Origin of the sequence: Serratia sp. BNK-10, from assembly GCF_047456065.1 — a bacterium.
Classification (GTDB): Bacteria; Pseudomonadota; Gammaproteobacteria; order Enterobacterales; family Enterobacteriaceae; genus Serratia; species Serratia ureilytica.
This window is the reverse complement of the sequence record NZ_CP179894.1, coordinates 2,246,502-2,266,468: the sequence shown is the minus strand read 5'-3', so window position 1 is coordinate 2,266,468 and position 19,967 is coordinate 2,246,502. Positions and strand designations below refer to the sequence as shown.

The following is a 19,967-nucleotide window of genomic DNA, read 5'->3' as shown; positions in this document are numbered from 1 at the left end:
CTGCAGTAAACGCCTTCTCTATTTCCGGCGCCACAGGATAAACGCATGACCGACCCTGATTTCAACCTGCTGACCGCGCTCGACGCGCTGCTGTCGACGGGCAGCGTTGCCGGCGCGGCGCGACGTCTCGGTTTAAGCGCCTCGGCGATGAGCCGCACACTCAGCCGACTGCGCACGGCCACCGGCGATCCGCTGTTGGTGCGCGCCGGGCGTCATATGGTGCTGACGCCTTATGCCGAAACGCTGCGCGAACGGGCGCGAAACGCGGCATTCGAAGCTCGGGCGCTGCTGCGTCCGACGCCGAACGCGCTGGATCCCGCCACGCTCGACCGGACCTTTACGCTGCGCGCCAACGACGGCTTCGTCGAGGCCTTCGGCCCAGCGCTGATCGCCGCCGCTGCGCAACAGGCGCCACGGGCGCGGCTGCGCTTTGCGCCCAAGCCGGAGAAAAGCGACCGCCCCCTGCGTGAAGGCCTGGTCGATCTGGAGATTGGCGTGCTGGGCGAAATGGGGCCGGAAATCCGCCTGCAGGCGCTGTTTCGCGACCGTTTCGTCGGCGTGATGAGAAGCGCGCACCCGCTGGCGCAGCGGCCCAAGATAGGCGCCGCCGAGTACGCCGCCTGCGGCCACGTGGTGGCCTCGCGCAGCGGACGCATTCTCGGGCCGGTAGACGCCGCGTTGGCGGAGCTGGGGCTGACGCGCCAGATTGCCGCCGTGGTGCCGAGCTTTCCGGCCGCGCTGGCGGTGGCGCAAGCCTCAGACCTGCTGGCGCTGTTGCCCGCCTCCTTTGTGCATGCTCATCCGGACGACGGCCCGCTGCGCATGTTCGAGCTGCCGGTGAAAACGCCGCCCATTACCGTCTCGCAAATGTGGCACCCGCGCCTGGACGCTGAAGCGGAGCACCGCTGGCTGCGGCAGTTGGTGTTGGCCGTCTGCCGCCAACGGGCGTAGGCACCGCGCACCTCAAGTGACAATGTCACCAAACATTCCCTTACGGCGCCTCTCGCCCGTTTAAATCGGCCAGATAGGCGCAAAACATGTCCGCCATCGCATCGGCATAAGCCACAATTTCCGCATCGCTGCGCGGCGTTTCGGAGAATTGCTTGCCCGCTGCCCCCAGCGTGCCGACGATCAACTCGCCTGCCAACGTACGGACGCCTTCCGCCGCATCGGGCAACGCTTCGCCCATAAACACCTGCACGATGTCTTTGCCGGTGGCCTTCGCCGCCTGCGCCTCCGGCGCATCGCGGTACAACGGCGCCGCATCGTTCAGCGCCACGCGCATCTGCGCCTCTTCACATTCCGAACGGATAAATGTCTGCACCAGCAACCGTAAACGCTCGAACGGCGCAGTCTCTCGATCGGCCAGAATGCCGCTCAGCATGGCGGTGGTCTGCCGCCATTCGTCGCTTTGCAAACGAAACAGGATCGCCGCTTTGTTGGGAAAATACTGATAAAGCGAACCGATACTGACGCCGGCGCGTTCAGCCACTCTGGCGGTAGTGAAACGCGCGGCGCCCGCCTGCGCCAAAACCTGAATAGCGGCGGTCAAAATGGCGGAGACCAATTCGGCGGATCGCGCCTGTTGCGGTTGTTTTCTCGAGGAAATTTGCTTACTGCGGCGTTCAGTCATAGCGGGCGGCCAATGCGAATAGTGAAATGCGAATAGTTCGTCATATTATAGCGGCACGCGCTTTCGCGCTCACTTTCTCTACGGGAGTTTTGCCATGAGTACCCTGACCACCGCGCCGTTGGCGCCGCTGCTAAGCACCCTGTTCCAGCAGGCCGCCGGCCGTTCACCGGCGCTCGCCGCCCTGTTCCGCGACGTGCCTGACGAAGAGCAAAATCGACTGATGCAGAGTAAAACCGACTATCGTGAACTCTACCATCGCCTGAAGGATTTCCCCCTGGCGGTGTCGCCGGAAACCGGCGCATTGCTGTACATGCTGGCGCGCGGTTGTCGGGCGCAAAACATCGTCGAATTCGGCACGTCGTTCGGTATTTCAACGCTGCACCTGGCCGCCGCGCTGCGCGACAACGGCGGCGGCAGGTTGATCACCTGCGAATTTGAACCGAGCAAAGCGGCGCAGGCGCGCCACAACCTGACCGAAGGCGGCGTCGTCGATCTGGTGGAGATCCGCGTGGGCGATGCCCTGGAAACGCTGCGCGACGATCTGCCGGCCACTGTCGACCTGCTGTTGCTGGACGGCGCCAAGGGGCTTTACCCCGATATCCTCGCGCTGCTGGAAAATCGTCTGCGCCCCGGCGCGCTGATCGTCGCCGACAACGCCGATTACAGCCCGGATTATCTGGCGCGCATGCGTTCTCCGGCGTCGGGTTATCTCTCCACGCCGTTCGCGGATGACGTCGAGCTGTCGATACGCCTTTAAATCCCTCATCGCGCGGGGGTTGTTCCCCCTCGCGCGATCGTACAACATAGCGTGCATGATGCCTGACACAGTGAAACGCCCATGACGCTTCCCCCCTTTGGCCGGTGTTCGACGGCCATAACGACCTGCTGCTCAACCTGTGGCTGCAGCACGATGACGATCCGGTCACCGCCTTTTATTCGCACGTCACGCCGGGCCACCTCGACTTTCCACGCATGCGGCGCGGCGGATTCTGCGGCGGGCTGTTCGCGGTGTTTATTCCTCCGGTCAGCTATATCGCCCAAATGCGTAATCAAACGCTGGAGGAAGCGCAGGCCGCGTTCGATCCGCTGGCGATAGCCGAACGGCAGATAGCCATCCTGCACCAGTTGGAACGCGCCTCTCAGGGGCAGTTGCGCCTCTGCCGCACGGCTACCGAGATAGAACAGTGCCGCCTCGACGGGCAAATCGCCGCGGTGCTGCATATCGAAGGCGCCGGCATGATCGACGCGGCGCTGACGCAGCTGGCGGCCTTCTATCGGCTGGGCGTGCGCAGCATCGGGCCGTTCTGGAATCTGCCGAACGCCTTCGGCACCGGCGTCAGCGGGCCGTTCCCCGGCTCACCCGATACCGGCCCCGGCCTGACGCCGGCCGGTGAAGCGCTGATCCGCGCCTGCAACCAGCGCCGCATCATGATTGACGTCTCACACATGAACGAGAAAACCTTCTGGCAAACCGCCGCGTTGAGCACCGCACCGCTGGTCGCCACCCATTCCAATGCCCACGCCCTCTGCCCGCAGCCGCGCAACCTGACCGACGCGCAGCTGGACGCTATCGCCCAGAGCGACGGTATGGTCGGCGTCAATTTCGGCACCGCCTTCCTGCGGGCTGACGGAAAACGTGACAGTGCAACGACAGGCTTAACAGAAATTGTTAAACACGTTGAGTATTTGATCGCTAAACTTGGTGAAGATCGCGTGGGATTTGGCTCTGATTTTGACGGGGTTAACGTACCGCAACCGTTGGAGGACGCCGCAGGCCTGCCGCGCCTGACGCAAGCGCTCAAGCAGGCGGGGTTTGACGACCGGCTGCTGGAGAAGCTGACCTGGCGCAACTGGCTGAACGTGCTCTCCGCCACCTGGGGTGAATAACCCGGTTACGCTTTAACGGTTGCGATCTCCGTCACATTTCGTCAACATTGAGCCAGCCGAATGCGAATTTTTCTCATTGGCTTCGAACTATCACGATGCATGCAAAGGAGCACCGCTATGACTACCTGGACCAAACCTGAGTTTGTTGACCTGCGTCTGGGGCTGGAAGTGACGCTGTACATTTCCAACCGTTAATCGCCTGTCTGCCCGCCTTTCGCGCGGGCATTTCTTTCCTTCTTTTTCTGGTTCAGACATGCAGATAAAAGTTCTCGGCTCGGCAGCGGGCGGCGGCTTTCCCCAGTGGAATTGCAACTGCGACAACTGCCGGGGCGTTCGCAGCCACAGCATCAACGCCACGCGCCGCACGCAGTCTTCCATCGCCGTCAGCGACGACGGTAAAAACTGGGTGCTGTGCAACGTTTCCCCGGACATTTGCCATCAGCTGCTGGCCTCGCCCGAATTGAACAATCCCGACGTGCTGCGCGGCACCGGCATCGGCGCGATCGTGCTGACCGACAGCCAGATCGATCACAGCGCGGGCTTGCTCAATTTGCGTGAGGGCTGCCCGCATCAGGTCTGGTGCACCCCCGAAGTGCACGACGATCTCAGCACCGGTTTCCCGGTGTTTCCCATGCTCTCTCACTGGAACGGCGGGTTAATCCATCACCCGGTGACGCCCGGCGAACCGTTCCACACGGCGGTCTGCCCAAACGTGCGCTTCACCGCCATTCCGCTGCTCAGCAACGCGCCGCCCTATTCGCCGTACCGCGATCGCCCGCTGCCGGGCCACAACGTGGCGCTGTTTATCGAAGATACCGCGCGCGGGGTCGGTCTGCTGTACGCGCCGGGCCTGGGTGAGCCGGACGAGGCTTTGATGCCCTGGCTGCGCCGGGCGGATTGCCTGCTGATCGACGGCACGCTCTGGCGCGACAACGAGCTGGCCAACGCCGGCGTGGGGCGCAATACCGGCAAAGACATGGGGCACCTGGCGCTGGCGGAAGAGCACGGGCTGGCTGCCCTGCTCAGTACCTTGCCCGCCAAACGCAAGATCTTGATCCACATTAACAATACCAACCCGATCCTCAATGAAGACTCCGCGGAACGGCAGAGCCTGAGCGCCGCCGGCATCGAAGTGAGCTGGGACGGCATGAATATCGAACTGTAGGGAATCGCCATGACGCAACCACTCCCCCTGACTCCGCAGGCATTTGAAGCGGCACTGCGCGCCAAAGGCGCTTATTATCATATCCACCACCCGTATCACATCGCGATGCACAACGGCGAAGCGACCCGTGAGCAGATCCAGGGCTGGGTGGCCAACCGTTTCTACTATCAGACCAGCATTCCGATCAAGGATGCGGCGATCATGGCCAACTGCCCGCAGCCGGAAACCCGTCGCAAATGGGTGCAGCGCATTCTGGATCACGACGGTTACGGCGGCAGCGAAGGCGGCATCGAGGCCTGGCTGCGCCTCGGCGAGGCGGTTGGGCTGCAGCGCGACACCCTGCTATCCGAGCAGCTGGTGCTACCCGGCGTGCGTTTCGCGGTGGATGCCTACGTCAACTTCGCGCGCCGCGCCTGTTGGCAGGAAGCGGCCTGCAGCTCGCTGACCGAACTGTTCGCGCCGCAGATCCACCAGTCGCGCCTCGACAGCTGGCCGCAGCACTACCCGTGGATCGACGCCGCCGGCTACGACTATTTCCGCAGTCGCCTCGGCCAGGCCAACCGCGACGTGGAGCACGGACTGGCGCTGGCGCTGGACTATTGCGATACCGTTGAAAAACAGCAGCGCATGCTGGAAATCCTGCAGTTCAAGCTGGATATTTTGTGGAGCATGCTGGACGCCATGAGCATGGCCTATACCCTGAACCGCCCGCCTTACCACAGCGTGACCGCCGCGCGGGTCTGGCACAATCAGAGGCTGGTGTAATGACACTGAATCCTGAACACACCCCCGTCTTCCGCCGCGGCTACCGCCTGCAATGGGAGCAGGTGCAAAACAGCCACGTGATCCTCTACCCGGAAGGCATGGCCAAACTGAACGACAGCGCCGCCGCTATCCTGCAGCTGGTTGACGGTAACACCACGCTGAACGGCATCATCGCGCAGCTGAACGCCCGCTTCCCCGGCGCCGAGGGGCTGGCGGACGACGTGCTGGCGTTTTTCCAGCGCGCCTACGAACAAAAATGGGTGACCTTCCGTGACTGAGCCACGCGCGCCGGCGATAAATCCGCCGCTCTGGCTGCTGGCGGAGCTGACCTATCGCTGCCCGCTGCAGTGCCCCTATTGCTCCAACCCGCTCGACTTTGCCGCGCAGGAAAAAGAGCTGACGACCGAGCAATGGATCGCGGTGTTTCGCCAGGCGCGGGCGATGGGCAGCGTACAGCTCGGTTTCTCCGGCGGCGAGCCGTTGGTGCGTAAAGACCTGCCCGAGCTGATCGCCGCCGCGCGCGATCTCGGGTTTTACACCAACCTGATCACCTCCGGCATCGGCCTGACCGAGAAAAAGCTGCAGACCTTCGCCGACGCCGGGCTGGATCATATTCAGATCAGTTTTCAGGCCAGCGATGAAACGCTGAACGCTGCACTGGCGGGCTCCGCCAAGGCGTTTCAGCAGAAGCTGGCGATGGCCAAGGCGGTCAAGGCGCTCGGCTATCCGATGGTGCTTAACTTCGTCTTGCATCGCCATAATATCGGCCAGATCGACCGCATCATCGAACTGGCGATCCAGCTGGATGCCGACGACGTCGAGCTGGCGACCTGCCAGTTCTACGGCTGGGCGCACCTGAACCGTGAAGGCCTGCTGCCGACCCGCGAACAGATCGCCGATGCGGAAGCCGTGGTGAAACGCTATCGCGAACGCATGGCTGCCGACGGCAAGCTGGCCAACCTGCTGTTCGTCACGCCGGATTACTATGAGGAACGCCCCAAAGGCTGCATGGGCGGTTGGGGGGCTATTTTCATGAGCGTGACGCCGGAAGGCATGGCGTTACCCTGTCACAGCGCCCGTCAGTTACCGATCGCCTTTCCGTCGGTGCTGGAGCACGATCTGCAGCATATCTGGTATCACTCCTTCGGCTTTAACCGCTATCGCGGCTATGACTGGATGCCTGAGCCCTGCCGTTCCTGTTCGGAGAAAGAGAAAGACTACGGCGGCTGCCGCTGCCAGGCGTTCATGCTGACCGGCGACGCCGACAACGCCGATCCGGTGTGCGGCAAGTCGCCGCACCATGGCACCATTCTGGCGGCGCGTGAAGCGGCGAATCGCTCGCAGATCGGCATCGATCAGCTGCGTTTTCGCAATCAGACCAACTCCCGACTGATCTTCAAGGGCTGACGATGACACTCGCCGCCTCGTGGCAGCTCGATAACGGTTTGGCCGTCAGGGCGATTAGCACCCCTGACGCCGAGGCCGCCGCCGCGCTGGTGCGCATCGAGGCGGGCAGCTTTCAGGCGCCTGCCGCCTGGCCGGGCCTGGCGCATCTGCTGGAGCATATGCTGTTTCGCGGCAGCGTGAACTTTAGCGCACAGGATGGGCTGATGGGCTGGACGCCGGCGGTCGGCGGCCGGTTAAACGCCACGACCCAGGCCACGCAAACCGCGTTTTTCTTTGAGGTGGGCGCCGAACAGCTGGCGGAGGGGTTGGCCAGGCTGATCGATATGCTCGCCGTCCCACAGCTGGCGGCTGAGGCAATCGCTCAGGAGATCGAGGTCATCGACGCCGAATATCGCCTGCTGCGCGCCGACGGTGAAACCCGCTGCGAAGCGGCGCAGCGGCAGATGTTCAGCGGCATTGACGCGTTGCACCGCTTTCATATCGGCAGCCGCGCCGCTTTCGGCAGCGATATTCCCGCGTTGCAACGGGCGCTGCGGCAGTTTCACCACCACTATTACCGTGCGCCGAACATCACGCTGTGGCTGCAAGGCCCGCAATCGCTCGAGCAGTTGCATGCGCTGGCGCAGCGCTACGGCGGCGCCTTGCCACCGGGCAGCGTCGCGCCGCCCGAGGCATTGCCGCCGCTGGCCGCCGGGCAAGATTACACGCTGTCTCTGCCCGGCGCGCCGCAGCTGCGGTTGGTGTTTGCCCTGCCGCACTCCCGTTCACGTGGCTGGCTGCGGCGGCTGGAGCGTTTATTGCTGGACGAAGCCCCTGGCGGGCTGCTGGCACGGCTGCGCGCTCACGCGTGGGCCGACGCCGTTAGGCTGGATTACGCTCGCTGCGCTGAAAACAGCGCCCTACTGAGTTTTATTTTTACCGTCAATCACGGCGCGGCGTCTGAAGCCGCCCACATCGAAAGCGCCTTGCTGGCCTGGTTGCAGGCGCTGATCGCGCTGACACCGGCTCAGCTTGCGCATTTCGGGCAACTGGCAAACCGCGATTTCCACCGTTTGGCGTCGCTCGATCAGTTGCGCGCCAGAGCATTTGGGCTGCCGCCGGTGGAGCCGAACGACGATTGGCCACGGCATATTTCGGCGCTGATTAGCGCGCCGCATCGCCGTCTGGCCGTGCTGCCTGAGGGAGGCGGTGAAACGCGTGAAATTCAAGGGCTGCCGTTGGCGCTCGCGCCCTTCGTCCGCACCGTGCCGACGCCCACAATAGATCCTTTCCGCTTTTTCTCCACCTCGGCGGCGCTGCCGATCCCGCCCCTGCCGGCCGGCCAGGCGCCGCTGCGGCATCTGCGCCCCGATGAAGCACAGCCGGTGCTGCTGCTGCGCCCATCGCCGCATGGCGCTCTCAGCGAAGAACAGGCCTGTGGTTTGCAGGCGGCATTGCGCCCTGGAGCGGCCGAGTTAGCCCATCGGGAGGGACATTTAAGCTTCGATCGCCACCAGGGCGTGTGGTTGTTACAGCTGGCGGGCAGCGCAGCGCTGATCTGCCACGGTCTGAACGTCGTGAATCGAGCCCTGGCGGCGCTGCCGCCGGCCGTCATCAACGAGGCGGCGAGAAACCTGCGCCACGCGCAGCTCAAAGCGCAAAACGATATCGCCATTCGCCGCCTGTTAGCCCAATTGCCGGCGGCGTTGAGCGTATCAACGGCAACGGCCCCACTCTGGCATGCCACCCTGGTCGGCGGCGACGGCGAGTTAAAGCGGCGGCTGTCGCATTTGCTGTATGACTTTCCTTTTCCCATAACCGACGAGGCTCAGCGGCCGACGCCTCTGCATCGCCACCCCGTCACCCTGACGGAAAGCGGCGCAGAACACGCCTTGCTGCAATTTTACCCGCTGCCAAACGACGAAGCCGAAGGCCGTTGGGCGCTGCGCGTGCTGGCCCGGCTTTACGCGCCGCGTTACTTCCAGCAGTTGCGCGTCGAGCGCAACGTGGGTTACGTGGTGCAATGCGCCTTTCATCGCAGCGCCGATGCCGAAGGCCTGCTGTTTGCGCTGCAATCCCCGACGTTCGCCGTTGAGCAGCTGCGGCAGTTAACCGACGAATTCTTGCTGCAGATGCGCCATGAACTGGCGCATCTCGGCACCGGCGAACTGGAGCTGGCGCAACAGGCGCTGCGGCAAAGCGTGCAGCGCCTCAGCGCCGAGCCGTTGCAACGCGCCCGGGAAATCGCCCTGGAAAATCGCCACCGGGTGGCGCAGGTTGCCTCTCTGCCTGCCGCGCAGCTCGTACACTGGCAGAAACGGATATTCCTCTAAGCCAAACCGAGGTTGTGCCGATAACGTCGGCTTTTCCCTCATAAAAACAGTTACATATCCTTAACAAGCGCACCTCCATCAATGTTACAATAGTCGCCAATAACGACCTTTTCACCTTTAAGAATCAGTATGTTATTGGAGATTATTCAATGTCAGATGCCAATGCACGTTCGGGCATAAAACTTACGCTGTGGTGTTGCCTGTTGGGCATCATCCTGGCCGCCACCGGCCTGTTCTTCACTGTCGCCGGCGGCAAACTGCTCTCGCTGGGCGGCAGCGCCTACTTCCTGATTGCCGGCCTCGTCATCCTGCTGTCGGCCATTCAGTTTTTCCGCCGCAAGTCCTCAGCGGTTTGGCTGTTCCTGGCGGTGTTCATCGGCACCGTCATTTGGGCGCCGTTGGACGCCGGTTTTGATTTTTGGCCGTTGATTTCCCGTCTGATGGTGCCGACCGGCCTGATGCTGCTGGCCTTCCTCACCTGGCCGGCGCTGCGCAAGCGCGAAGGCAAAGCGCCGTTGGCCAAGCCGGCTTACCTGCTCTCCGCCTTGCTGGCGGTCGGCATGGTCGGCGCCTTTGTCCAAATGTTCCAGCCGCATCCCACCGTTGCCTTCAGCGGCCAGCCGCTGCCGCTGATCCCGGTTGATAAAGCGCAACAGCAGAAAGATTGGGATAACTACGGCAATACGCCGGGCGGCAGCCGTTTCGTCGCGCTGGATCAGATCACCCGCGATAACGTGCGGGAGCTGAAAGTCGCCTGGACGTTCCATACGGGTGACATCCCTATCAGTCCCGATGGCAACGGCGCGGAAGATCAGCAAACGCCGCTGCAGATCGGCAACCGCATTTTCCTGTGCACGCCGCATAACAATGTGATCGCCGTCGACGCCGACAGTGGCAAAGAAATTTGGCGGCGAGAAGTCAACGCCAAGTCGCAGGTATGGAACCGCTGTCGCGGCCTGGCCTACTTCGACGTCAACAAGCCGTTGCCCGCGCCGAGCGTGCCGGGTTCAACGCCCGCCGCGCCCGTCGCGCTGGCGGCCGGCGACAGCTGCCAACGGCGCATATTGATGAACACCATCGACGCGCGCCTGATGGCGATTAACGCCGACAACGGCGAATTCTGCCAACACTTCGGCAACCAGGGCGTGGTAGACCTGAAGGCCGGTCTCGGCGACGCCGCCGATCCGAAATATCAACTGACGTCGGCGCCGACGCTGGCCGGCACCACCGTGGTGGTCGGCGGGCGCGTTGCCGATAACGTGCAAACCGATATGCCCGGCGGCGTGCTGCGCGGCTTCAACGTGATCACCGGCGAAATGCGCTGGGCGTTTGACCCGGGCAATCCGCAGCCGAACGCTGCCCTGAAACCGGATCAACACTTCGTGCGCAGCACCCCGAACTCCTGGGCGCCGATGTCGTACGATCCGGCGATGAACACAGTCTTCCTGCCGATGGGCAGCTCCTCCGTCGATCTGTGGGGCGCCAACCGCAACGCGCTGGATCACCGATACGGCGCCTCGGTGCTGGCGCTCGACGCGACCACCGGCAAAGAGAAATGGGTCTATCAGACCGTGCATAACGATCTGTGGGACTTCGATCTGCCGATGCAGCCCAGCCTGCTCGACTTCCCGATGCAGGACGGCACCACCCGCCCTGCGCTGGTTATCGGCACCAAAAGCGGGCAGATCTTCGTGCTGGATCGCCATACCGGCAAACCGCTGACCGAAGTGAAGGAACTGCCGGTGAAGACCCGCACCATTCCGGGCGAGCAATATTCCGCCACGCAGCCGTTCTCCGTCGGCATGCCGCAGATTGGCGCGCAGAAGCTCAGCGAGTCCGACATGTGGGGCGCTACGCCATTCGATCAATTGATGTGCCGCATCAGCTTTAAATCGATGCGTTATGACGGCCTGTTCACCGCGCCGGACACCGACGTTTCCCTCAGCTTCCCCGGCTCGCTGGGCGGCATGAACTGGGGCGGTCTCTCTACCGATCCGAACAACCGTTATATTTTCGCCAACGATATGCGTCTGGGCCTGTGGGTGCAGATGATCCCGCAGAAAGCCGACGCAGGCGCGCCGGCCAGCAACGGCGGTGAAGCCGTGAATACCGGCATGGGCGCGGTCCCGCTCAAAGGCACGCCATATGCCGTCAATAAGAATCGCTTCATGTCGCCGCTGGGCATTCCTTGCCAAAAACCGCCGTTCGGCACCCTCTCCGCCATCGATTTGCAGACGCGCAAAGTGGTGTGGCAGGTTCCGGTAGGAACGGTGCAGGATACCGGGCCGTTCGGCATCAAAATGCGCGCGCAGATGCCGATCGGCATGCCGACGCTGGGCGGCACGCTGGCGACTCAAGGCGGCCTGGTGTTTATCGCCGGTACGCAGGATTATTATCTGCGCGCCTTTGATTCGTCCACCGGGCAAGAGCTGTGGAAAGCGCGCTTGCCGGTCGGCAGCGGCGGCACGCCGATGAGTTACGTCTCGCCGACCACCGGTAAGCAGTATGTCGTCATTTCCGCCGGCGGCGCACGTCAGTCGCCGGATCGCGGTGATTACGTCATCGCCTACGCGCTGGATAAATAATCGCCGGAACGCCGGTTAAATAAAGCGGCGCACCGCGCTCAATGGGCATTTAGAGGGAGACGTTGCATGACGTCTCTTTTTTTTGGGTTTATTGCCTGAACAGCAGAATATTAACCATCCGTTTCATTTTCATGCCTTTTCTTCTATTTCTCTTACGGCGATACAGCACGCGCCACCGGCGCCGGTGATACTCACAGGCAATTGATATGTATAAGGTAAAAAATAATAAAATGAAGAGAAATTCCATGTTTCGGCCTAAATCCTTTTAGTCATTTCAGATGATTATCATCAATTTTTCTAACCAAAAGAATTAGAAACATCCTGTTCTAACGCGCCTTTATCCTGTGAAGACACCGCCGCCCGGCCTGTCGCTTCCGCGCGCCCCATAAAAAACCCCCATCGTTGCGATGGGGGCTGAGTAGCGTGAAACGGATCAACGGCTATCAGAAGCGCCAGGTCAGACCGGCATTGACGCTGTTGTCCTGATGGTTGGACGACAATTGCCCGCCGTAACCGAGGGACAACACGGCGTTTTTGTTAACCCAAACATCGACGCCCGCCTTCAGAACCGCCCCGTCACGGGAAACGGGGACGCTGTTCACGTCGAACGCCGCATCGCTGCGTTTGAACATCAGCTGTGTTTTACGCTCCAGCTTGCCGTACTGATGTTGCCAACCCAGCTCGCCGCGCAGCGCGATCGCCACGCTGTCGGTCTGCCATTGCGTATCGGCGCGCAGGCCCAGCGTCGAAGCGGTGGCGGACTGACTTTGCTTATCGCCGCGCAGCGCCGCCGCCCCGCCTTGCTCGTTGATCCCCTCGTTGCGATAGTGGGTGTACGCCAGGTTGGCGAACGGCTCAAGATTGACCACGTCGTTGCTCCAATCGTAACCGCTTTCGATAAACAGCTGACCGGTGCGCGCGTTATAGCGGGCCTTTTCGCGATCCGCCTGCGCGCCGTAGTTTACCGAGCGCGACGTGTCGATGCGATGCCAGGTATAGGTGCCGCCCGCTCGCAGCGCCAACGCGCCGAAACGTTTGTCGCCGTACAGCCCCAGATGGTAGTTGTCGCTGTGAGCATCTGACTGATAGCCGCCATCCAGCGACGTGCGGGTATACCCGGTCATCACGCCCAGCCGGCCGTCGTCAAACAGTTCACTGTCCAGACCCAACAGCACGCCATAGGTGGATGTCTGGTAACCGGTGGCGTTGTCGTTGCCGGAAGCATGCCCCCAGTTGCCCAGCAGTTTCGCCCAGGCGCCATTATCATCCGCTTTGATATCGGAAGCGGTGCGGCGGCCTTCAGCCTGGCGCAAGCGCTCGGTGGCGGTATCGCGCAGATTACGGCTTTCGTTGATCTGGGCGGAAGCCATATCCGCGTGGATCTGGCCGGACAGTTGACGGGTCGCCTGCTGCAATTCTCTGGCCGAAGTGAAGCCGAGGAAGCTTTCATAAACCGGATGGCCGGCCACGGGGCTCGTCGCTTCGGTAACGGCTGTCGCCTCGCCTTCAACACCCTGCAGTGCGGTTAGCGCTTCAGCGGTAGGCGCCGCGACGCTGCGTTTGGCCGTTTCCGTGACCGGTTCCGTGGCGTTGAGCGTTTCCACCGCGCGGGCGACCGCTTTCTCGTTTTCGGTGCTGGCCAGGCTGTCAAAACGGGCGGCGGTGCGCGTGATCCCAAGGCCGACGTCATTGCCCTGATAGTCCAGCGTCACGTTGACAAACGGATACGAAGGATTGGCATTTTCGAAGCGGCCGGTCACGCCATCCGTCGTCGTCAGGATGGTGTATTTGTTGCCCAGCAGGCTTTGCGCCTCATTTTGCGACAGCAGGTTTTTGCTGTGCTCCAGGCTGACGTTCACACTGCCGCCGTAGAGGAAAGCGCGCCGCGCTTCGATTTTATCGCTGCGGCCATTGTCTGCGACCTCGACGTTATACTGCGAACCGCGATCAAACACGGCGTCATGCAACACGTGCAGCGTACCGATGCCATTTCCCGGCGTCACGCTGCCGCCCCGAACCGCTCTGAACGCCCCCACCGTGCCGTCGCCGGCCAGCGTGCCGCTATTTTCGATATAGACATTGGACGCCACCGAACCGTTGATCGCCAGTACGCCCTGTTTCACCCAGGTGTCACCGCTGTAAGTATTATTGCCCAACAGCGCCAGCGTACCGGCGCCCGTTTTGGTCAACCCGCCGTGGCCGCGGATGTCATTGCTCCACGAATCGAAGTCGCATTCGCCCGACGTGCAACGCCGCTCAACCGGGGTTCCGGCTTCGACGATATTCCCCAGACCGGGGATATTCACCACGAACTGTTTTTCACTGTAGGAACCCGGCACATAGAATTCCTGCGGAATATCCTCTTGGGTGATAAACATCTTCGGCCCGTTGATCGCATCGCGTAAATTGACGCGGCCCCAGCCGAATAAATGATCAATGCCGGCCTCGCCTAAATCGGTGGCGGTGGTTTTGATGACCGCGGATATTTGAGCGGCGCTCATATAAGGGAAGCGCTGCATCAATACGGCGGCAAATCCGGTGACGTGCGGCGCCGCCATTGAGGTGCCCGACATATTTCCGTAATCGGGTTTAACCGTCAGCTCGCCCTTATTATAGGCTTCGCGGTTCACCGCCCCGCCGGTATTGGAAACCAGCTCCCCTACGCTGCTGTAAATACTGCTGCCCGGCGCTGACACGCAAAAACTGGCCGTATGTCCGCAGCTGGTTGAGGAAACGCTTAACTTATCGTTATTACTCAGATTGGTCACGATCAGATAATTGTTTAATACCTCAGGGAAAGCATAGGGAAGTGACTTTTGCGCCTCAGGAATATTGTAGTTATTGTAATTGCCTGCCGAGAAAACGATCAGCTTGCCATGCTTGGCGGCGCGCAGCAGCGTCGCCATGGCGCTGTGCCCGCCGGTGGGCACGGGTTGCTCGCTGCCCCATTCCAGGTTGGACTTATTGCGCATCACTTCATTGATGACGTCGGTTTTCACCCACGCCACATAGTCAGGTCGCCCGTTCGGCAGCCAAATGGTGTTGCCATTGGCATCCTTTCTGACCGCCGGTGGGATCCCCCAGCTGTTATTGATAACCCGGGCTGGGCTCTGGATCAGTTCTTCGCGGCCGTTGCGGTTGCCGAAGTCGTTCAACTTGGCGCCGATAATGTCCGCGTCGTAGGCGACGCCATGCATACCGGAGCCGTCTCTTTTGGCGGCTGCAATACCGGCGACATGCGTGCCATGCGTGCCGAATGACATATTATCTTGTTTATCGTACGAGAAATTATAGCTGCCGTTATCCAGCCGCGTCAGTTTACCGGCGAATTCCGGATGAGAGAGAATGGCATCATCAATAACGCCAATCGTCACGCCTTTTCCGGTATAGCCTCTGGCATAGGCGAACTCGGCGGAAATAGCCTCAAGCCCCCATTGGCGATTAAATTCTGCGGTTTTCCAACTGTCGGGTGAACCTAATTGTCCTGGTTCCCGATAAGCGGCAAGAGATGAATTAAGAGACAAGCCATAACAACCCAGAAACACGCAATACGCTAACTTCAATTTTTTATTAAGTATCATTTTACGCTCCATGTTTATTTATACCCAGAAGAAAACTGACGTTTTAACCGCGCTGAAACCTCCTATGATCGTGAAACGACAGATAACGCATGCCTGCCCGACGCGGGCCGCATAAAACAGGCTGAGTGATAAAAATTCGGGCGTGCGGACATGAAGATGTCACCACGCCATACGCTTAGGGCGCAGAAGTGCAGACGGGTGGCGAATGTACGTTTGCCGGCGATAAACCCGGCGCCGTTATACCGGCACGGCTCGGCCATCCGGCCGAAGCGCGAGAATCAGGCTGTGAGTGCATCCCGCTCAATCATCCAGTTTTGTTAATGATTTTCATTCGCGAGGCTATCTTATACGTAAGCAAAGTGTCAACAGATGAAACAAAACATTTCTTGATTTGCATCATAACTTTCACCGCAAACGTCGGCGACAAGTGCGTCGGCCACCGCTGAGCCGGGCATAACATGGCACTTTTTACCGCCCGGCATGCGGATTTTGTCAGTCATGATGCATAAGAGAGGAGGTATGACGAGTGAAAGAGCAGCAGAAAGACTGAACATTTCCTCAAAAAGAAACATCAGGTTTGATTACTTTTTTGCGGTTATTAAACCGCCTGGTCGGAGCACTTATTTTTCGATGCAATATAAGAGGGGCTTATAAATAACAGGAGTATTCCTAATGCGTTCTTGCGTAATCTATTTCATGCTACCAGGCCGATTTTTAGCCGCGCCCGCTGGCTATTCCCATTTTCATTGGCAAGACTATATTGAAAGAGGCTCTGCTATAGAGCAAGAATATGGGTAATTTTCCGAGGAAATACCGCATGAGCCTGTTGCCCGAGCAGACCAATAACAAAAATCCGATCGACCTCTACAGCGAAATCGTAGACGACTTGCCGGGTCTGATCTGCTTCGGCAACCGCCTTGGCGGTTACTTCAACAAGCAGTGGCGCGACTATACCGGCGCAATCGCCGGTGAGCACGGCGCCGCAGACTGGCTCGAGGCCCTGCACCCTGACGATCGCGAACGCCTAGCCGCGCAATGGCGCCAGGCCATCGTTGCCCTCTCCTCGTTCGCCGGCGAAGCCCGTCTGCGCGAGCGCAGCGGCGCCTACCGGTGGTTTATGCTGGCGTTTAACGCCCGCCAGGACGGCAAGGCGCTGGAGCCCAGCTGGTACCTCACCGCTACAGACATCCATCCGCAAATGCTGCAACGCCAGCAAAACGTTCAGGCGCTCTCTATCCAGCAAGACATGCTGGACGCCAGCGTCGACTGCATCAAAGTGATCAATCGCGACGGCACGCTGCGCCACATGAACCGCTCCGGCAGCCTGGCGCTCGGCCTCGATCCGGCGCAAAAAGAGTTTGGCATGCCCTGGCTGGGGCTGTTGTCGCCCGAAGTTCGCCACCGCGGCAGCAAAGCGTTGCGCAGCGTCAAAGCCGGTAAGAATGCGCGTTTCGCGGGATTGAGCGTGACGCCGCAGGGCAAAAAACAGCATTGGGACAACATCCTCTCTCCCGTCAGCGATGAGCACGGCGCCGTGGCCGAGATCTTGTGCGTCTCACGGGATGTGACGTCGCAGCGCGTGATGGAGCAACGCCTGCTGCTTGCCAGCGAGTATGACGAACTGACCGGCCTGCCCAACCGGCGCCTCTTCAAGAAAAAGCTGAAGCAAGAGATGAAGCGCGCCCTGCACGGCAACAAGTCGCTCGGGCTGATGCTGCTGGATCTTGACCATTTTAAACTGGTGAACGATACGCTGGGCCACGCGGCGGGCGATCATCTGCTGCGGGTGCTGGGCAAAAGGCTGAGCGCCTGCATGAATACCCATTCGTTCGTCTCTCGCCTCGGCGGCGACGAGTTCGCCGTCGTGATCAGCGACGTCGAAAACGAGCAGGATATTTTCCGCATCGCCAACAAGTTTCTGCTGCAGCTGGAGACGCCGATCACCCACGGCGGCAAGACGTTGCATTGCGGCATGAGCATCGGTGGCGCCATCTATCCCAAAGATGCCCGCGATGCGTCAGAGCTGATGAAGTGCGCCGATACCGCGCTGTATGAACTGAAAGAAGGCGGCCGCGGCGGCGTCTACATGTTCGACAGCAAGATGATGGACAAAGCCCGCGCCCGCGCCAGTCAGCTCAACTACGCGCGCCAGATCGTGCGCGATAATTGCATTCGACCCAACTACCAGCCGAAGGTCAGCCTCGCCGACGGCAGCATCGTCGGCTTCGAAGCGCTGCTGCGCTGGCATTGCCCGCAAAACGGCATACAGCTGCCGGCGACGGTCAGCGAGGCCTTCAACGACTATGAACTGGCGACCAAAATCAGCGAAGCCATGCAGCTGAAAGTCTTCGCCGATATCGCCCGCTGGCGCGCGGCCGGCGTGGCGGTGCGGCCCGTTTCGCTGAACGTGTCGCCGATCGAGTTTTTACGCGACAACTACGCCGAAACCTTCCTGCAACGCCTGCTGAAGTTCCACATTCCCCACCACCTGATCGAACTGGAAGTGACCGAACACGCGTTCAACAAGCACGGTTCGAAATACGTACTGCGCGCGCTGCACATGCTCAAAGAGATGGGTATCCGTATCGCGCTGGACGACTTCGGCACTGGCCACTCCTCGTTCAGCCATATCATGGACTACCCGCTGGACTGCATTAAGCTGGACTGCGACTTCATTCAACGCATGAACACCGAACCGGCGATCCTGGCGATCGTGGAAAGCATCGGCATTCTCGGTCAAAAGCTGTCGATCGATATCATCGCCGAAGGCGTGGAAACCGAGCAGCAGCGCCAAACGCTGTGCGAAGCCGGTTTCCATATCGGCCAAGGGTTTTTGTTCAGCCCGGCGGTGGGATCCCAGCAGGTGCCGACGCTGCTGCAGGCGATACTTCAGCCTGCCGAAGGCGGCATGGCGAATCGTTAAATCGGCATCGCATGCCCCACATTCGGGGGGCTTGGTCCCCCCTCTTTTCCTCTGCTTGTTTCACGCCTCCCGCACCGGAAGATTTGTGAGAGCCCTCACAAAGCATAAACGTATCTTTACATTTTTGAACGGTTAAGCTTCCGTTCTGTCAGATTTGAGTGTATTCCAGAGCGTCAAAACGATTCTTTTTCCACTCAATTGGGAACGTTACCGGAGACTTGTTAAGAAATAGTTAATTTAAATCAATGCACTACAAATAATAGCAGGAGGTACTGCGATGCACGAAAGGCAAGAGAAGAATGCAATGTTCATTTCGTTCGATGCCGTCTCGGTCTCAGGGATCACGGTGGAAGCAATGAAGATTGCCAAACGACTGCAAGCCTGTGGATTTCGCTCTTATCTTGATTTGGGATACGACATCAAGATTGATAAGGGAAACTTTAATAAACCCTATCAGCATGAGCATGACATCTACCGCGATGTCTTTACGCTGGTCCGCCTGGACGACATCACGTCGATTCCAGATTACCACCCCGCCTTTCTCGAGTACGCGCACGCGGCGTTGATCGGCCAGAAAACGCCCATTGACGAGCAAGAAAAAGCCGCTTTGTTGCATACCATCGCGTTGACGGCGCGGCAGCTGGCGGATCGCCTCATCGCCCAATGGGAAGCGCTCGCAATCAGCCATGTGGTGGTGGAAAACGGCACGCTGCCGGAAAACATCATCTATACCAAAGCGCTGTATCTGGCGATCGAAGATTATGGCCGACGTTATCGACTGACGCGTTTCGTCATCTGGCGCGATCATGACCTGATGTGGAACAGCGAAAAAAAGGTGCTCAAATACGGCCCGCCACCTTATTCTCACGCCATCAAACCTATCCCTTCAAAATACATTACCTATGTCACGCTCAATCACGATCTGAAGCAAAAGCTGGAGGCCTGGTGCAATCATGATGTCCATGTCGAGGTAAAGAAAAATACCTATGACTTCTCGGACAGTCACGAAAGAACGAATGTCAGAAAGCAGATGAATATTCGCGACAATGATCTTCTCATTGCCAGAACCACCCGCATCATCCCTCAGAAAAGATTGGACCGCGATATTATTCTGATCAGCCGGCTGAACGATTTATTTATCCGCGACCACAACACGCGACGCGCCTATTTGGCGATCGCCGGCAATGAATATGAAAATCCGTCATGTTATCTGCAACTCGCAAAATTGGCGCAGGAACTGAATGTTCTCCCCTATGTCAAATTCGTCGGCATGCTTCCTCATGTCGATATGCGCTCGGAAAACGACGCGTTTTGCATAGAGGACCTCTATCACTCTTGCGACCTGGTCTCTTTTCTCACCTCGTATGATTATGATAGCTATGGCAATCCTATCGGCGAAGCGATCAGTTGCCGCCGTTGCTATATCACCACTCGCTACGAATATTATCACGAAGTCTACGGCCGGCATGGGTTTGAAGCGCCCGTCATGCCGATCTCCGAGTTACAGGATGGGCCGCCGAACGACGAATTCATCCAGGACGTCTACCGGTTCATTAATAACAAGGAGAAGATGAAGCGCGTGGCGGAAAAGAATTACGCGCTGGGCAAGCGGATTTTATCCAACAACGTCATGGAGTTCTTAAATATCAGCTAATCATCGAATGACGTGACATTTCATTTTCAGACAAGCCATTTCTAACTGTGGACTT

Annotated in this window: 14 protein-coding genes; 12 read left to right on the top strand and 2 right to left on the bottom strand. The window is 59.8% G+C overall.

Translation table 11 applies throughout. The annotated features are described in order from the left end of the window. Window positions 1-45: 45 nt before the first annotated feature. Entirely contained in the window at window positions 46-951 is a 906-nt protein-coding gene (locus tag ACMGG9_RS11185; RefSeq protein WP_123061688.1) for a LysR family transcriptional regulator, read from the top strand. A gap of 40 nt (window positions 952-991) precedes the next feature. Here the strand turns inward: ACMGG9_RS11185 and ACMGG9_RS11180 are convergent, their stop codons facing one another. After that, window positions 992-1,633, bottom strand: a complete 642-nt coding sequence (locus ACMGG9_RS11180) for a TetR family transcriptional regulator (RefSeq protein ID WP_414162184.1) — start codon at window positions 1,631-1,633, stop codon at window positions 992-994. 94 nt (window positions 1,634-1,727) lie between these two features. On the opposite strand from ACMGG9_RS11180, the gene ACMGG9_RS11175 reads away from it, so the two are divergent. The 9 genes from ACMGG9_RS11175 to ACMGG9_RS11135 all read left to right on the top strand — a co-directional run bounded on the left by ACMGG9_RS11175 (window position 1,728) and on the right by ACMGG9_RS11135 (window position 11,754). Further along, a complete protein-coding gene (locus tag ACMGG9_RS11175; RefSeq protein WP_414162183.1) occupies window positions 1,728-2,390 on the top strand; it encodes an O-methyltransferase in 663 nt (220 codons plus the stop codon). A gap of 104 nt (window positions 2,391-2,494) precedes the next feature. Continuing rightward, window positions 2,495-3,520, top strand: coding sequence for a dipeptidase (locus ACMGG9_RS11170; RefSeq protein ID WP_414162182.1), 1,026 nt, complete (start codon window positions 2,495-2,497; stop codon window positions 3,518-3,520). 117 nt (window positions 3,521-3,637) lie between these two features. Further along, complete coding sequence (gene pqqA, locus ACMGG9_RS11165; RefSeq protein WP_004937827.1) at window positions 3,638-3,715, top strand: pyrroloquinoline quinone precursor peptide PqqA; 78 nt, start codon at window positions 3,638-3,640, stop codon at window positions 3,713-3,715. A 58-nt stretch (window positions 3,716-3,773) separates the two neighbouring features. Further along, window positions 3,774-4,685 carry a pyrroloquinoline quinone biosynthesis protein PqqB gene (gene pqqB / locus ACMGG9_RS11160; protein ID WP_033643061.1) on the top strand — a complete coding sequence of 304 codons (912 nt, stop codon included), beginning with the start codon at window positions 3,774-3,776 and terminating at the stop codon, window positions 4,683-4,685. Window positions 4,686-4,694: 9 nt separating this feature from the next. Then, window positions 4,695-5,450 (top strand): pyrroloquinoline-quinone synthase PqqC, encoded by a 756-nt coding sequence (gene pqqC, locus ACMGG9_RS11155; RefSeq protein ID WP_042784491.1) that lies wholly within the window; start codon window positions 4,695-4,697, stop codon window positions 5,448-5,450. Continuing rightward, window positions 5,450-5,728, top strand: coding sequence for a pyrroloquinoline quinone biosynthesis peptide chaperone PqqD (gene pqqD / locus ACMGG9_RS11150; protein ID WP_033643059.1), 279 nt, complete (start codon window positions 5,450-5,452; stop codon window positions 5,726-5,728). The genes pqqC and pqqD overlap by 1 nt, the downstream gene beginning before the upstream one ends. Then, on the top strand, window positions 5,721-6,857 hold the full coding sequence (gene pqqE, locus ACMGG9_RS11145) for a pyrroloquinoline quinone biosynthesis protein PqqE (RefSeq protein WP_072627647.1): 1,137 nt from the start codon (window positions 5,721-5,723) through the stop codon (window positions 6,855-6,857). Before pqqD ends, pqqE begins: the two co-directional genes overlap by 8 nt. A 2-nt stretch (window positions 6,858-6,859) precedes the next feature. Beyond that, window positions 6,860-9,169, top strand: coding sequence for a pyrroloquinoline quinone biosynthesis protein PqqF (gene pqqF / locus ACMGG9_RS11140; protein WP_414162181.1), 2,310 nt, complete (start codon window positions 6,860-6,862; stop codon window positions 9,167-9,169). 149 nt (window positions 9,170-9,318) lie between these two features. Continuing rightward, a complete protein-coding gene (locus ACMGG9_RS11135; RefSeq protein ID WP_414162180.1) occupies window positions 9,319-11,754 on the top strand; it encodes a glucose/quinate/shikimate family membrane-bound PQQ-dependent dehydrogenase in 2,436 nt (811 codons plus the stop codon). A gap of 443 nt (window positions 11,755-12,197) precedes the next feature. On the opposite strand, the gene ACMGG9_RS11130 is transcribed toward ACMGG9_RS11135, so the two are convergent. Continuing rightward, window positions 12,198-15,128, bottom strand: a complete 2,931-nt coding sequence (locus tag ACMGG9_RS11130) for an autotransporter domain-containing protein (protein ID WP_233788444.1) — start codon at window positions 15,126-15,128, stop codon at window positions 12,198-12,200. 1,024 nt (window positions 15,129-16,152) lie between these two features. Here ACMGG9_RS11130 and ACMGG9_RS11125 point away from each other — a divergent pair. Together ACMGG9_RS11125 and ACMGG9_RS11120 are read left to right on the top strand one after the other, a co-directional pair. Further along, window positions 16,153-18,258, top strand: coding sequence for a putative bifunctional diguanylate cyclase/phosphodiesterase (locus ACMGG9_RS11125; RefSeq protein WP_342173779.1), 2,106 nt, complete (start codon window positions 16,153-16,155; stop codon window positions 18,256-18,258). 277 nt (window positions 18,259-18,535) lie between these two features. Then, the gene (locus ACMGG9_RS11120) at window positions 18,536-19,912 is read left to right on the top strand and encodes a glycosyl transferase family 2 (protein WP_096242236.1); all 1,377 of its coding nucleotides are present in this window, start codon (window positions 18,536-18,538) and stop codon (window positions 19,910-19,912) included. Window positions 19,913-19,967: the final 55 nt, after the last annotated feature.

What these genes read in the sequence shown, in the direction of transcription:
- ACMGG9_RS11185 (WP_123061688.1), top strand. Translation starts at nt 46, where the DNA reads ATGACCGACCCTGATTTCAACCTGCTGACCGCGCTCGACGCGCTGCTG.
- ACMGG9_RS11180 (WP_414162184.1), bottom strand. Translation starts at nt 1,633, where the DNA reads ATGACTGAACGCCGCAGTAAGCAAATTTCCTCGAGAAAACAACCGCAA.
- ACMGG9_RS11175 (WP_414162183.1), top strand. Translation starts at nt 1,728, where the DNA reads ATGAGTACCCTGACCACCGCGCCGTTGGCGCCGCTGCTAAGCACCCTG.
- pqqA (WP_004937827.1), top strand. Translation starts at nt 3,638, where the DNA reads ATGACTACCTGGACCAAACCTGAGTTTGTTGACCTGCGTCTGGGGCTG.
- pqqB (WP_033643061.1), top strand. Translation starts at nt 3,774, where the DNA reads ATGCAGATAAAAGTTCTCGGCTCGGCAGCGGGCGGCGGCTTTCCCCAG.
- pqqC (WP_042784491.1), top strand. Translation starts at nt 4,695, where the DNA reads ATGACGCAACCACTCCCCCTGACTCCGCAGGCATTTGAAGCGGCACTG.
- pqqD (WP_033643059.1), top strand. Translation starts at nt 5,450, where the DNA reads ATGACACTGAATCCTGAACACACCCCCGTCTTCCGCCGCGGCTACCGC.
- pqqF (WP_414162181.1), top strand. Translation starts at nt 6,860, where the DNA reads ATGACACTCGCCGCCTCGTGGCAGCTCGATAACGGTTTGGCCGTCAGG.
- ACMGG9_RS11135 (WP_414162180.1), top strand. Translation starts at nt 9,319, where the DNA reads ATGTCAGATGCCAATGCACGTTCGGGCATAAAACTTACGCTGTGGTGT.
- ACMGG9_RS11125 (WP_342173779.1), top strand. Translation starts at nt 16,153, where the DNA reads ATGAGCCTGTTGCCCGAGCAGACCAATAACAAAAATCCGATCGACCTC.
- ACMGG9_RS11120 (WP_096242236.1), top strand. Translation starts at nt 18,536, where the DNA reads ATGCACGAAAGGCAAGAGAAGAATGCAATGTTCATTTCGTTCGATGCC.